Consider the following 13,161-nt stretch of genomic DNA (forward strand, 5'->3'; position numbering starts at 1 on the left):
TCTGCGTGGGAATGCATCAACGGACGCTCCGCGTTCGGCTCTGGAGGGGACGCGGAGCGTCCCGGGCTGCATTCCCACGCGGAGCGTGGGAACGATCATGTTCAGGCAGGGAGATCGAGGTTATCCAACGCCCGATTCACCGCCAATTCGCCGAGCATGATCAACTGCGCAATCCCCACCAACGCCCGACGCTGCGGCGCGGGCAACAGGTGGGCGACGTCCTGGGCGATGGTCTTGGCCGAGGCCAAGGTTTCGCTGGCATCGGTCAGCAGTTCTTCGTTTTTGGTGTCGGCGGTGACCGCGTACATGCCACGGGTTCTGCGGGGCGGCGGCGTGGAGCCGGGTGGACAAAGGTAGTGATCTAGGGCGCGGTCGGCGGCTTGGTGGAGTTTTCTGGAATCGATGGATTCGTAGGGGGATGTGGGGTCGATGTCTGGCGGGTTGGGTGTGACTTTGAGCATGGTGAATCTCCTTTTTAATGCTGAGATCACCACGTCCTGTCGCTAAACAGGATGGGTGGCGACCGTATGCAGGTTAGCGAACCGGAAAAAAGGCAACCCGGTAGACCCGAAGGTCTCCCGCATACAGCCGCCATAGCGTAGTGCAGACGATTGCCTGCAACGAAGCATGGGGCACTGGTGCACTTTTTTGGTCCGAGTCGCTAAACCCGATCACTGAACGTTTCAGCGACCAGCAAACGATAAAGACCGGACCACAGACGCACAAGCCGGCGGATTCTGGCGTAGCTGTAGGCAAAGGCGCAAGGTTGCGTAGCCTGAAAGAGTGTCTGAGGGTGTTGCTTAAACAGCTGTGTTTAAACCACCGACAACTCAAGGTTCACGCCGTCCCAATGTGGGAGCGAGCTTGTTCGCGAAAGCGGTGTGTCAGTCGAAATATTTATCGACTGATACGACGCCTTCGCGAGCAAGCTCGCTCCCACAGGGATCAGTGCTGTATTTGAGATTTGCGCAGGGATTCAGCTAGCCGGGATATCCAGCGGCGCCGCCATGAACTGGCTGATCCGCGCGCGCAGCCATTTCTCCGCCGGGTCGTTGTCATGCACCCCGCTCCATGCCATCGACAACTGCGCCGCATCAATCGGGAATGGCGGGTCTTCGGCGCGCAAGGCACAACCTTCGACCAGCGCACACGCAGCGTAATCCGGCACGGTGGCGATCATTTCGGTGCCGGCGAGCAAGGCGCGCAGGCCGCTGAATTGCGGTACGCCGAGGACCACGCGGCGGCTGCGTCCGACCTTGGCCAGGTCCATGTCGATGTTGCCGCTCAAGTCACCGGAGAACGACACCATCGCGTGGGGGCGCTCGCAGTATTCGTCCAGCGTCAGCGGCCCCGGACGGTCGTCGCCACGCAGGACTTTGCAGGGAATGTCGCGGAGTTTTTTGCGCTTGGCGTTGGCCGGCAAATCGGTGGTGTAACTGACGCCGACGGAGATTTCCCCCGACGCCAACAGTGCCGGCATCAACAGATAGTTGGCGCGACGCACGACCACGACAATCCCCGGCGCCTCCTGTTGAAGCTGGCGTAACAGCGGCGGAAACAGCCCGAATTCGGCGTCGTCCGACAAACCGATACGGAACACGTCGCAGCTGCTCTGCGGTTCGAACTCTTTGGCGCGGCTGACGGCGCCGGAAATCACGTCCATCGCCGGTTGCAGCTCCTTGAGGATGGCCAGTGCACGGGCCGTCGGTTCCATGCCGCGACCGTTGCGCAGCAGCAACGGATCGTCGAACAGATCACGCAAACGCCCGAGCGCCGCGCTGACCGCCGGCTGGCCCATAAACAGTTTTTCGGCGACGCGGGTCAGGTTCTTCTCGAACATCAGCGCTTCGAAAATCACCAGCAAATTCATGTCGACGCGGCGCAGATCGTTACGGTTCATGGGCACGGATTCCTTATAGCCAACCAGACGCAAGTGCTGCGCACTGTACGCGATCCACGGGCCTGTGAACGCGGGGCCGGAGCGAAATTAACAACGATTAACTCGTCAGTCACCGCGCCCCGCCCAACAATGAGTCCCTCTGCGCAGCGTTGATTTTGACCTGTGGGAACGCGCTGCCCCGCGCCTTCCCCACCGACACGGACCTTGGCCATGGCTCATTTGCAGCAAACCGTCGCCCTCGCCCCTGCCTGCGAACCGCGCAAAAGCGCCATTGGTGGACTCAGCCCGCAACGCGAACGACAGGTCAAACAATTGATTCTCGAGCGCTTGGGCGAAAGCCTTGAGGTAACCGAACTGGCCCGCGCCTGTTCGCTGTCACGCAGCCATTTCTCCCGCGCCTTCAAGTGCAGCACCGGGGTATCGCCGCAGGACTGGATCCGCACCCAGCGCCTCGCCCGCGCCAAGCTGCTGATCCAGCACACCGACCTGAGCCTGACGCAGATCAGCCTGGAATGCGGCTTCTGTGATCAGGCACATTTCTGCCACATGTTCACCCGCAGCGAAGGCATCAACCCGTTTGCCTGGCGCTGTCAGGCCATGCGTGAAGCGAAAACCCACCGCCCACAACCTGCCCTGTTTTGACGTTCGCTTCTGCGCCAGCCGTTGCGCTGATGCCAAAACCTGAGGATTATGCCGGGACACCCCGGATCAGAAGGCCTGCGCGCGCGCCCGGCCCTGATTCGTCTTGTCCGCCGCATCACCGCAGGAGCGAGCTGTTGAGTCTTTCCCCGAATCAGGCCATCGGTTTCGGCCCTTATCGGATTGATCCTGTTCAACGCTTGGTGCTCGAAGGCAAGCAACCCTTGCGTCTGGGCCGTCGGGCGATGGACATCCTGTTGACGTTGCTCGCGCATGCCGGGGAGGTGCTGAGCAAGCAGCAGTTGATGGCGGCGGTGTGGCCGGACAGTGTGGTAGAAGAGATCAACCTGCGCGTGCACATGGCGGCGTTGCGCAAAGCCCTCGGCGATGGCCAGGCCGGCCAGCGCTATATTGTGACCGTGGCGCAACGCGGCTACAGTTTCGTCGCGCCGATTCTTTCGCAAGCCATTGAACCACGCGCAGTCGACAATGCGGCGAGGCACAACCTGCCGCTGCGCCGCACGCGGATGATCGGGCGCCAGACACTGGTCGACAGTTTGATGGCACAACTGCCGCGCCAGCGCTGCATCACGCTGGTCGGGCCCGGTGGAATCGGCAAAACCACCGTGGCCCTGCGCGTCGCCGAGCAATTGATCGGTCAGTATCGCGACGGCATTCGGCTGGTGGATCTGGCACTGCTCAACGATCCTCGATTGATCTGCTCGCACGTGGCTGCCCTGCTCGATCTGACGTCGGTCGACAGTGATCCACTGGCGAGCCTGGTCAGCGGCCTGAGCCAACGCCAGATGTTGCTGGTGATCGACAACTGCGAGCACTTGATCGATGCCGTCGCCGCGCTCAGCGAGAGCGTGCTGCGCGGGGCGCCGAAGGTGCATATCCTCGCCACCAGCCGCGAGAGCCTGCGCGCAGAAGGCGAATATGTGCAGCGTCTGGATTCTCTCGATTACCCGTCGACGGCGACAGTGCTGGATCGCCAACAGGCACTGACGTTTTCTGCCGTGCAACTGTTCGCCGAACGGGCCACGGCGGCACAGGAAAATTTCGAATTAGGTGATGCTCAACTGCCGTTGGTGAGTGAAATCTGCCATCGGCTGGACGGTATTCCCCTCGCACTGGAATTGGCGGCGGCGCAGGTCGCCGAGTTGGGGCTGGAGGGTTTGCTGAGCCAATTGCAGGGGCGTCTGCCGCCCTTGGCACCGGGTAATCAGACCAGCCTGGAGCGGCATCTGACCCTGCGCGCCACGCTGGACTGGAGCTTCAATTTGCTCAACCGCTGCGAGCAGACCGGCCTGCGCCGCTTGAGTGTGTTTCGCGGCGGCTTCACTCTGGAATCTGCGGCGGCGGTGATCGTTGGCCCGCAGATCGAACCCGGGGCAGTGTTTGCTTCGATCACGCAGTTGGTCGCCAAGTCGCTGCTCAGCGTCGAGGTCGGTGATGAAGAGGTGTTCTACCGTCTGCTCGACACCACGCGCCGCTATGCCCTGGAAAAACTCGAACAAGCTGCCGAACTGACTGAAACCCGCGAGCGCCATGCCGAACGCTGTCTGGCGTTGATGCATCTGGCGCAAGCGGACTGGGAAAACACCCCGACCACGCTGTGGATCGAACGCTACGCCCGAGGTCTGGAAGATTTGCGCGCAGCACTCGACTGGTGTTTGAACGATGAGGGACCGGACGACCTGGGGATTCGCCTGACGGCAGCCTCGGCGCCGCTCTGGCAGGAGCTGTCGCTGCTCAAGGAGTACGGCGGCTACGTGCGCCAGGCCTTGCGTCTGCTGGAAGGTATTCAGCCACCCTGCCCGCGCCTGAATATCGCCTTGCAACTCGCCCTCGGCAGTGCCTGTTATCACACTTGGGGCGGTACCCCGGAAACCATCGATGCGTTCGTCAGGGCTCACGCACTGGCGCAGGCGCACGGCGATGTCGCCGGGCAATTGTGCGCGGTTTCCGGGCACATGGCGGTCAACCTCAGTTGCGGGCATTACCGCAAGGCGCTGGCACAGAGCGAACACTTCGACCGGCTCGGCACTCACGGCGATCCGTTGTTGTCCCTGAGCACTCACCGGTTGCGGGTGCTGGCGTTGCATTACGCGGGCGACCAGCCGCAGGCCCGCGAGCACGCCGAACAGGTGATCGAGCGCATGGCCCACAGCGGCCACCTCAATCGGTTTACCCACGGCTTTGGCGTGCAATACGACCAGAGCGTTGCCTCGCTGACGGTGCTGGCGCGGGTGCTGTGGCTGCAAGGTTTCCCCGAGCAGGCCTGGAAAACCGCGCGGCAGGCGCTGGACATCGCCGTGCAGATCAACCACGGCACGTCGATCTGTTACACCCTGGCCCTGGCGACGTGCCTGATCGCTCATTACAACGGTGACCAGCAGAACGCCCGCGCACTGTTGCAAATGCTGCTCGAACAATCGCAGAAGCATTCGGTGCTGCTGTTCCATACGTGGGCGCGGCATTACGCGCAGGTGATCGATGCCGAAAATGCTGGGCCGGTGCAGGCACAGGACAGTGGCTTGATCCGGGAAATCATGGTCACGCTGGATGAGCGGTTTGTCGACGAGACGCTGGTCGAACGAGCGCGCAGTGGCGAAGCGGGTTGGAGCACGGCGGAGATTTTGCGGGCGCAGGCGGATCGGCTGTTGGCTTTGGATCGGGACAGTCCGCCAGGCCCCCATCGCTGGCAAGCCAGCTCCCACAGGGTTTTGGCGTGCGCTGAGGATTTGGGCTCTACCGCAAATCATTGTGGGAGCTTGCTTGCCAGCTCCCACAGGATTGTGAGGTGTTCTGAAGACTTGGATTCAACTGCAAATCACTGTGGGAGCTGGCTTGCCAGCGATGGCGTCAGTTCAGCTAGCGGTAACCTTGAGACAGCAGAGAAGATCCTCCAGCAAGCCCTGTCCATCGCCCGCTCCCAAGGCGCGCTGGCCTGGGAGTTGCGCACCGCCACTTCACTGGCGCAACTGTGGCAACGGCAACATCGCTATCGCGAAGCGCTGGAACTGCTGACGCCGATCTATCAACGTTTCACCGAAGGCTACGCGACCCCTGACTTGCGCACAGTGCGCAGGCTGCTGGATGAATTAAACCGCCAGCTGAAGCTCTGAAGCGCGGCTTTTGTAAGGCGCATAGCGCTGCTCGACATCCGCCCGCTCCGTCTGTGAAAGCCATTGCTCGCGAGCGTAACTGCGCGTGGTATTGAGCATCCGGTAACGCGCCAACCCACTGCCCCGTTCGACACAGAGCAACGACTTGGCGACCAGTTGCGCAACCACGGCGACCAGCACTTGCGGCGGCAGATCGGTAGAGGTGACAACGGCCAATGCTTGATCCAGCGTGAAGGTTTTGGGGAACACCGAGAGCCGCTGCAGAGCCAGTTTTTCCGTGTCATTGAGGTCTTGATAACCCCAGTCCAGCGCAGCCTTGAGCGTCTGATGACGCGGCACCGCAGTGCGCCGACCATGGCTGAGCAACTGCAGACAGTTGCCCAATTGCGCTTGCAACCCCACCAGTGCCAACGCATCAATCTGCGTCACCGCCAATTCAATCGCCAAAGGCAAACCATCGAGCCGGCGGCAAATATCGCAGACCGCTTTGAGATCCTGTTCACGCAGCATGAACCCCTGCTGACGGGTGCGGGCACGGCTGACGAACAACTGCACCGCCGAGTAATTCATCGCCTCCTCGACACTGATCAACTCGGACGATTTGGGCACCGTGAGCGGCCGCAAGGGCTGCAGCGTTTCCAGGTTGACCTGCAACGCCTCGCGGCTGGTAGCCAATACCGACAGGCGCGGCGCAGCGTCGAGCAAGTGTTGCACCAGCGCCTGACAGCGTTCGCGCAGGTGCTCGCAGTTGTCCAGCACCAGCAAGGCATGGCGTTGTGTCAGTGTGGTGAAGTCGGTTTGAAGGGTGTTGAGCACGGCGTCGAGCAGTGGCTTGCTGTCGTCGAACGAGGCCAGATCGACCCGCCATACGCCATCGCAAAAATGCTCCAGCAACAGTTCGGCCACGCGCAGTGCCACGGTGGTTTTGCCCACGCCCGCCGGGCCCGTGATTGTCATCATCCGGCACAGTGGCAGTTGCCGCACCAGGCTGCCCACCAGCGCATCACGGCCAGTGACCGGTGTCAGTCGGGCGGGCAAGTTGTGTTGCGGCGCGTGCAGGTGCTCGAAAACCAAGGGCGCCGAGCTGTCGTAATGCACCGGTGCAATGAAGCTGTAACCGCATTGCGGCACGTTGACGATGTAGCGATGACCGTTTTCGCCGTCGCGCAATGCACGGCGCAACGCAGCAATGTGCACACGCAAATTGATCTCTTCGACCACCGACGTCGGCCAGACCAGAGCGATCAACTGCTCTTTGCTGACCACTCGCCCGGCGCGTTCGACCAGCACTTGCAGAATGTCCAGCGCGCGCCCGCCCATGCGCAATTGCCGATCCCCGTCGAGGATCAGCCGCTGGCGCAAATGAAACGCGTAAGGGCCGAAACGCAGCACCGACGCCGGATTCAAATCGTGATGGCTGTTCATGCCAAGTATCTTGGCAGCCTCAGGTGACGGAACAACCACCACGCAGGGCGCAGCACGGACATCCGGGTGCGCCAGACGGACAGAACCGCTCTAGCTGAACTGTTCGCGGTACTGTGCGGGGGTCAGGCCAAGCTTATCGGCGAACAGCGAACGCATGTGCCGCACGCTGCCAAAGCCACTTTTATAGGCCACGGTTTTCAGCGGCAGATCGCTGGTTTCGAGCAAGTTTCGCGCACAGTCGATGCGCGCACTTTGCAGGAAATCCATCGGAGTCATGTTGACGTCACGGGCGAACACGCGAGCGAAATGACGCGCACTCATATTCGCCAGAGCCGCCATGCGCTCGACGGTGAATGCTTCGTCGAGGTGTTCCAGAACATGATTCTGCACTCGCGTGATGGGCGTTTCCTGCGGAGCCACGGCAGCCATCAATGGGCTGAACTGCGCCTGACCACCCTGTCGCTTCATCACCACCAGCAGCACTTTGGCCACGTCCTGGGCGAGTTTTTTGCCGTGATCCCGGGCAATCACGGCCAGCGCCAGGTCAATCCCGGCGGTGACGCCACCGGACGTAATCAGATTTCGATCCTCGACGAAAATCTGATCGGTGGCGACACTGGCCTTGGGAAAACCTTTGATCAAGCGTTCGGTGTAGTTCCAGTGCGTAGTCACGCGATAGCCATCAAGCAATCCGGCATGCCCCAGCACAAACGCGCCAGTGCAGATCGAGCCATAGCAGGCGGCACGCTGCACCGCGCCTGGCAGCCAGGCGCACAACCCCGCAAACCTTTCGTTGTAGGCGCCCGGCCCGCCTGGCACCAGCAGCAAGTCAAAGTGTTCACTGGCGTGATCAATGTGTCGGTCGGCCTGCACCCGCACGGAGTTGGAAGCGCGCAATGGCCCGTGCTCGGTGCCAAGGGTGACCAATTGATAGTGCGACTCGGCTGGCAAGTAACGGTTGGCCACCGAAAACACTTCCATCGGCCCGGCCATGTCGAGCAGCAGAAAATCGGGGAACAGCACCATTGCCACGGTTTTCATGGGAACCATCACTGAGATCAAAAAAGATAAACGCTTCAGACAGGCTGAACATTATGGCCAAGTGAAACGATGCCAGGGCGAGAAAATGCGTGAACAGCGCCGCAAAACTGTCAACCTGATCAGGACAGTCTTTCAATTTCCATCTACTTATTGTGCAGCGAGGTAAACAGTAACCTTCTCCTCACTCGGACGAATTCACGTCCCGCCAGGAGATTTCATCATGCTGACCCTTCGCAAAGCCTCCGATCGTGGCCTCGCCAATCATGGCTGGTTGAAGTCGTTCCACACCTTTTCTTTCGCCAGCTACCGCGACCCGCGTGAGCAGGGTTTCTCCGACCTGCTGGTGATCAACGATGACCGCGTGGCCGCCGGCAAAGGTTTCGGCCAGCACCCGCACCGCGACATGGAGATTTTCTCCTACGTGCTCGAAGGTGCGCTGGAACACAAGGACACCCTGGGCACTGGTTCCGTCATCCGCCCTGGCGACGTGCAATTGATGAGCGCCGGCAGCGGCGTGGCGCACAGCGAGTTCAACCACTCGGCGAACAAGCCCGTGCACTTCCTGCAAATCTGGATCGTGCCGGAAGTCAGCGGCGCCAAACCGCGTTACCAGCAAGAGCATTTCAGTGCGCAGAAAAAACGTGGTCGTCTGCAACTGATCATCTCGCCGGAGGGCAGCCACGGATCGCTGAAAGTTCGTCAGGATGCGCGGGTTTATGCCGGGCTGTTCGACGGCAAGGAAAGCGCCACCCTGGAACTGCCAGCCAACCGCTACGCCTACGTGCATGTAGCACGGGGCAGTGTCGAACTGAACGGCGAGCAATTGCGCGAAGGTGACGGGGTGCGGGTTCGCGAAGAACAGGCACTGACCTTGAGCAATGCCGTGGATGCCGAAGTGCTGGTGTTTGACTTGCGGCCCCAGGAGTTGCCGCAGATGCCATGATGCTGCGTATTAGCGCCCACAAAAAACGGCCTTCAGTGAAGGCCGTTTTTTATTGCGGGGATTTGGGCGATGAAAACTCGAAGGGATTGGGTACGCTGAACTCCTTGCCCGCCTGAATCGCTGCCAGTGTCGTTTGCATCGCGACATACATGTTGGCCTGGTTGGCATAGTAGGCACCGACAACGATCGCCACGATGCCAACCAACTGCACGGCAGTGGCCGCCCAGACATTGGCCTTTACCGTAGCGCCTTGCCTGGCAGATTCCTCTGTCCTCCTGGCAATTTCTCGCATTTCCATCGAAAGCAAATCGTAGCGTTTATCTCGTTCGAGTTGGCACTTGTCCCGCTCAGCCTGAGCGACGAGAAACGCGTCGATTCTTGCCGACACTTCACGCACCCGGGTATCGATTCTTGCCGACAGTTCACTCACCCGAGTATCGATTTTTGTCGACACCTCGCTTACCCGAGCATCCATCCGTGCCTCGATGGTCTCGATCCTGGCATTGAACTCTTCGCGTCTGATGTCACTCATGGCTTGGCTATTCCGACTTTCGCTCGACGTGTCACACACTGGATTTTGAAGCACTTCCCTGACGTTCAATTCGACACCTTTTGGGTTACCGAGACCTTCCGTGGCCATTGGCGTCAACGATATATTTGTCCCCGCAGCCCCACAAGCCAGCGGATTCTGACCCGGATGTAGGCCGTTTCGTCAGACCTTGTAGCCCGGCCAAAACCGCCCTTGGACCTAGTCGTTCTCCAGTGCAAACGCCTCGACAATCTGCTCGATCACCGCACGCACCCGTGCGGTGTGGCGCAAGTCCGCATGGGTCACCAGCCACACTTCATAGGGCTCTGGCCGGGTACGCTCCGGCCAGAGCCTGACCAGACCGTCGCGCTCGCCCATGTAGACAGGGATTTCTCCAACGCCCAAGCCGGCTGCGATCGAGCGGCGTACCAAAAGACTGGAACTGAGACTGGCGACGATTCGCCCGCGACTCATCGGTTCAGAGACCAGCGTCAGGTCCTTTTTATTCTGCAGATACGGTTGATAGACCACCAGATCATGGCCTTCAAACGCCGTGCCCGGCTCCGGTGCGCCGTTGCTGTCGACATACGCCTGAGCTGCGAAAAGTCCTACGGGCCAACGGGCAATTCGCCGGGCGATCAAATCTGGATTGTCCGGCCGCGTATTGCGCACCGCGATATCCGCCTCGCGCTTGGCCAGGCTGAGAATTTGCGTAGAAGCGTCGAGCTGCACTTGCACTTGCGGATGCTGCTCATGCAGGCGAGCCATGGCCGGAATGAGGAAATCGATGGCCAGCGAATCGGTGGTACTGACCCGCACACAGCCTGTAAGACGATCATCGAGCCCCTGAATCTGCCGCTCCAGTTCCAGTGCCGAATGCTCCATTTTCTCGACATTCTTCAGCGCCGCCTCGCCCACCGCCGTCAACGCGTAGCCGTCGGAGGTACGCAGGAACAACGTCGCGCCAAGGGACTTTTCCAGCGAGCCGATGCGCCGCCCGACCGTCGCTTGATCCACATTCAGAACACGCGCGGCCCCGCGCAGTGTCGACGCGCGGCAAACCGCGAGAAACACCCGTGCATCATCCCAATTCACTCTGCCTCCTGATGATGCAGTTTCGCATCACAACAATGGAAATTCGCCGCATAAACGCAGCAACGATAGCCGATATGCTGGGCGCCATAAACCTTCTTCGGAAACGTCAATATCATGCGCACTCAAACTACCGGTGCTCTCTGGCTGCCGATCTTCGCCGGGCTCTGCGCCAGCCTGGTCAGCATTGGACTGGCACGCTTTGCCTACACGCCGCTGATTCCCGCGCTGATTCAGGCGCAGTGGTTTTCTGCCAACGATGTGGTGTATCTCGGCGCGGCCAATCTGATTGGCTACTTGATCGGCGCCCTGCTCGGCCGCCCGATGGCGCGTCATCTCGGCAATAAAAACGCCCTGCGCCTGATGATGCTGGTGGTCACGGCGGCATTCTTCGCCTGCGCATACCCGCTGTCAGTGAGCTGGTTTTTCGGCTGGCGCTTGCTGTCGGGCATCGCCGGGGGCGCCATCATGGTGTTGGTCGCGGCGACGGTGCTACCGCATGTTCCGCCGGCGCGTAAAGGGCTGGCCAGTGGCGCGATTTTCCTGGGCATCGGCCTCGGCATTGCAGGCTCCGGGACGATTGTGCCGCCGCTGTTGAGCCTCGGCCTGCAAGCCACCTGGCTGGGACTTGGCGCTATCGCGTTGTTGCTGACCGTAATGAGTTGGTTCGGCTGGCCCGCTGATCTGCCACCGCCGATTGTTAACCAAGAAGCCGTGGTTGCGCCGACACCTCGCGGTGTTTATGTGTTGTTCGCCCAATACGCCTTTATGGCCGCCGGGCTGGTGCCGGCCATGGTCTTTCTGGTGGATTACGTGGCGCGTGGCCTGGGTGCCGGTGCGCACATTGGCGCACTGGTATGGGTGATGTACGGCTTGGGCGCGATTATCGGCCCAGTGAGTTATGGCTTTCTCGCCGACAAGTTCGGCGCTCGGTTGAGCATTCGCCTGGTGCTGGTGATTCAGGCGATTGCCCTCGCGTTGCTGGCCGTTTCGCAGTCCTTCGTGGCACTGGCGGTGCTCGCGGTGATTCTCGGTTCATTTCCGCCAGGCATCGTGCCGTTGGCGTTGGCGCGGGTGCATGAGCTGGTGCCTGAGCACGCTCGTCAGCAAATTGCCTGGAGCCGCGCCACGGTGTCGTTTGCCACGTTTCAGGCGCTGGCTGGTTTTGCTTATTCAGCGCTGTTTAATGCCAACGGTGGCCACCACGCGATGCTGTTCATGATTGCCTGCGGTGCGATTGGCGTGGCGTTGCTGTTGGAACAGGCCATGAACGTTTGGGCACGCATAACCCAAGGTGGGAACGAGCCTGCTCGCGAAAGCGCTTTATCTGACAACCCTGCGCTAACCGTCCCGGCGCCTTCGCGAGCAAGCTCGCTCCCACACGATTATCGGGATTGACCTGAATTTATCGAGGGATGCACGACTCCCATCTACACACACTTTTATCAGGAGGAAGCACTATGTCCTTACCCCACGAAATGACCCGCATCGAAATCACCGAACCCGGTGGCCCCGAGGTTCTGCAAGCCAAGCGCGTGCCGCTACCCGACGTCGCCGAGGGCGAAGTGCTGATCCACGTGCACGCCGCCGGGATCAATCGCCCGGACGCCCTGCAACGCGCCGGTAAATACCCGATGAAACCGGGCATGAACCCGATCCCCGGCCTGGAAGTTGCCGGGGTGGTTGTGGCCCTTGGCGCCGGCGTCAGCCAGTTCGCCATCGGTGATCGGGTCTGCGCGTTGACCAATGGTGGCGGTTACGCCGAGTACGCCGCCGTGCCCGCCGGGCAAACGCTGCCTATTCCGCAGGGAATCGACTGGGTGCAAGCCGCCGCGATTCCCGAGACGTTTTTCACTGTGTGGGCCAACCTGTTTGGCCTCGGTGGCGCCAGCAAAGGCCAGCGCGCTTTGATCCACGGAGGCACCAGCGGCATCGGCACCACCGCCCTGATGCTCTGCCGCGAATTCGGTATCGAGGCCTTTGCTACCGCTGGCAGCCCTGACAAATGCGCAGCAATCAGCAAACTCGGTGGCCAGCCGATCAACTACCGCGAAGAAGAGTTCGCCAAAGTCATCGCCGATAAAACCAATGGTCAGGGCGTGAATGTGATTCTCGACATCATGGGCGGCTCATATCTAAACGATAACGTCAGTGCTCTGGCGATGGACGGGAGGCTGGTGATGCTCGGTTTCCTTGGCGGCGCGAAGGCCAACGACTTTGATCTGTTGGCGATGATGGCCAAACGCGCCGTTATTACTGGATCGTTGCTGCGCGCGCGTAGCGCTGCGGAAAAAGCCGCCATTGCCAGCGAGCTGCGCGAACACGTGTGGCCAGCGCTGGCTGCCGGACGCTGCCTGCCACTCATCGACAAGGTCTACCCGCTCGCCGACGCCGCCCAGGCCCATGCGCACATGGAGGCTGGTGACCATATCGGCAAGATCGTGTTGCAGGTCAGTTGAGT

The 13,161-nt window shown here is 60.8% G+C and carries 11 protein-coding genes; 5 read left to right on the forward strand and 6 right to left on the reverse strand.

The features are described from left to right. Positions 1–101 precede the first annotated feature (101 nt). Positions 102–461, reverse strand: coding sequence for a DUF6124 family protein (locus EJA71_RS01780; RefSeq protein WP_158953794.1), 360 nt, complete (start codon positions 459–461; stop codon positions 102–104). 515 nt (positions 462–976) lie between these two features. Continuing rightward, complete coding sequence (locus EJA71_RS01785) at positions 977–1,900, reverse strand: LysR family transcriptional regulator (RefSeq protein ID WP_158953796.1); 924 nt, start codon at positions 1,898–1,900, stop codon at positions 977–979. Between the two features lie 210 nt (positions 1,901–2,110). On the opposite strand from EJA71_RS01785, the gene EJA71_RS01790 reads away from it, so the two are divergent. Continuing rightward, a complete protein-coding gene (locus tag EJA71_RS01790; RefSeq protein WP_158953798.1) occupies positions 2,111–2,542 on the forward strand; it encodes a helix-turn-helix domain-containing protein in 432 nt (143 codons plus the stop codon). 134 nt (positions 2,543–2,676) lie between these two features. Further along, positions 2,677–5,670, forward strand: a complete 2,994-nt coding sequence (locus tag EJA71_RS01795) for a winged helix-turn-helix domain-containing protein (RefSeq protein ID WP_158953800.1) — start codon at positions 2,677–2,679, stop codon at positions 5,668–5,670. On the opposite strand, the gene EJA71_RS01800 is transcribed toward EJA71_RS01795, so the two are convergent. Both EJA71_RS01800 and EJA71_RS01805 read right to left on the reverse strand, forming a co-directional pair. Further along, positions 5,647–7,095 carry a winged helix-turn-helix domain-containing protein gene (locus EJA71_RS01800; RefSeq protein ID WP_158953802.1) on the reverse strand — a complete coding sequence of 483 codons (1,449 nt, stop codon included), beginning with the start codon at positions 7,093–7,095 and terminating at the stop codon, positions 5,647–5,649. The two genes, EJA71_RS01795 and EJA71_RS01800, sit on opposite strands and share 24 nt — an antisense overlap. 90 nt (positions 7,096–7,185) lie before the next feature. Beyond that, complete coding sequence (locus EJA71_RS01805; protein ID WP_158953804.1) at positions 7,186–8,136, reverse strand: GlxA family transcriptional regulator; 951 nt, start codon at positions 8,134–8,136, stop codon at positions 7,186–7,188. A 220-nt stretch (positions 8,137–8,356) separates the two neighbouring features. On the opposite strand from EJA71_RS01805, the gene EJA71_RS01810 reads away from it, so the two are divergent. After that, positions 8,357–9,079 (forward strand): pirin family protein, encoded by a 723-nt coding sequence (locus EJA71_RS01810; RefSeq protein ID WP_158953806.1) that lies wholly within the window; start codon positions 8,357–8,359, stop codon positions 9,077–9,079. Between the two features lie 49 nt (positions 9,080–9,128). On the opposite strand, the gene EJA71_RS01815 is transcribed toward EJA71_RS01810, so the two are convergent. Together EJA71_RS01815 and EJA71_RS01820 are read right to left on the reverse strand one after the other, a co-directional pair. Further along, positions 9,129–9,611 carry a hypothetical protein gene (locus EJA71_RS01815; protein WP_158953808.1) on the reverse strand — a complete coding sequence of 161 codons (483 nt, stop codon included), beginning with the start codon at positions 9,609–9,611 and terminating at the stop codon, positions 9,129–9,131. 216 nt (positions 9,612–9,827) lie between these two features. Next, on the reverse strand, positions 9,828–10,703 hold the full coding sequence (locus EJA71_RS01820; RefSeq protein ID WP_158953810.1) for a LysR family transcriptional regulator: 876 nt from the start codon (positions 10,701–10,703) through the stop codon (positions 9,828–9,830). 114 nt (positions 10,704–10,817) lie between these two features. On the opposite strand from EJA71_RS01820, the gene EJA71_RS01825 reads away from it, so the two are divergent. Then, entirely contained in the window at positions 10,818–12,098 is a 1,281-nt protein-coding gene (locus tag EJA71_RS01825; protein ID WP_158953812.1) for a YbfB/YjiJ family MFS transporter, read from the forward strand. 62 nt (positions 12,099–12,160) lie between these two features. Continuing rightward, complete coding sequence (locus EJA71_RS01830) at positions 12,161–13,159, forward strand: NAD(P)H-quinone oxidoreductase (RefSeq protein WP_158953814.1); 999 nt, start codon at positions 12,161–12,163, stop codon at positions 13,157–13,159. Positions 13,160–13,161 lie beyond the last annotated feature (2 nt).

This window comes from Pseudomonas sp. PB106, from assembly GCF_009764645.1.
Classification (GTDB): Bacteria; Pseudomonadota; Gammaproteobacteria; order Pseudomonadales; family Pseudomonadaceae; genus Aquipseudomonas.

What these genes read in the sequence shown, in the direction of transcription:
- EJA71_RS01790 (WP_158953798.1), top strand. Translation starts at nt 2,111, where the DNA reads ATGGCTCATTTGCAGCAAACCGTCGCCCTCGCCCCTGCCTGCGAACCG.
- EJA71_RS01785 (WP_158953796.1), bottom strand. Translation starts at nt 1,900, where the DNA reads ATGAACCGTAACGATCTGCGCCGCGTCGACATGAATTTGCTGGTGATT.
- EJA71_RS01830 (WP_158953814.1), top strand. Translation starts at nt 12,161, where the DNA reads ATGTCCTTACCCCACGAAATGACCCGCATCGAAATCACCGAACCCGGT.
- EJA71_RS01780 (WP_158953794.1), bottom strand. Translation starts at nt 461, where the DNA reads ATGCTCAAAGTCACACCCAACCCGCCAGACATCGACCCCACATCCCCC.
- EJA71_RS01815 (WP_158953808.1), bottom strand. Translation starts at nt 9,611, where the DNA reads ATGAGTGACATCAGACGCGAAGAGTTCAATGCCAGGATCGAGACCATC.
- EJA71_RS01805 (WP_158953804.1), bottom strand. Translation starts at nt 8,136, where the DNA reads ATGAAAACCGTGGCAATGGTGCTGTTCCCCGATTTTCTGCTGCTCGAC.
- EJA71_RS01810 (WP_158953806.1), top strand. Translation starts at nt 8,357, where the DNA reads ATGCTGACCCTTCGCAAAGCCTCCGATCGTGGCCTCGCCAATCATGGC.
- EJA71_RS01825 (WP_158953812.1), top strand. Translation starts at nt 10,818, where the DNA reads ATGCGCACTCAAACTACCGGTGCTCTCTGGCTGCCGATCTTCGCCGGG.
- EJA71_RS01800 (WP_158953802.1), bottom strand. Translation starts at nt 7,095, where the DNA reads ATGAACAGCCATCACGATTTGAATCCGGCGTCGGTGCTGCGTTTCGGC.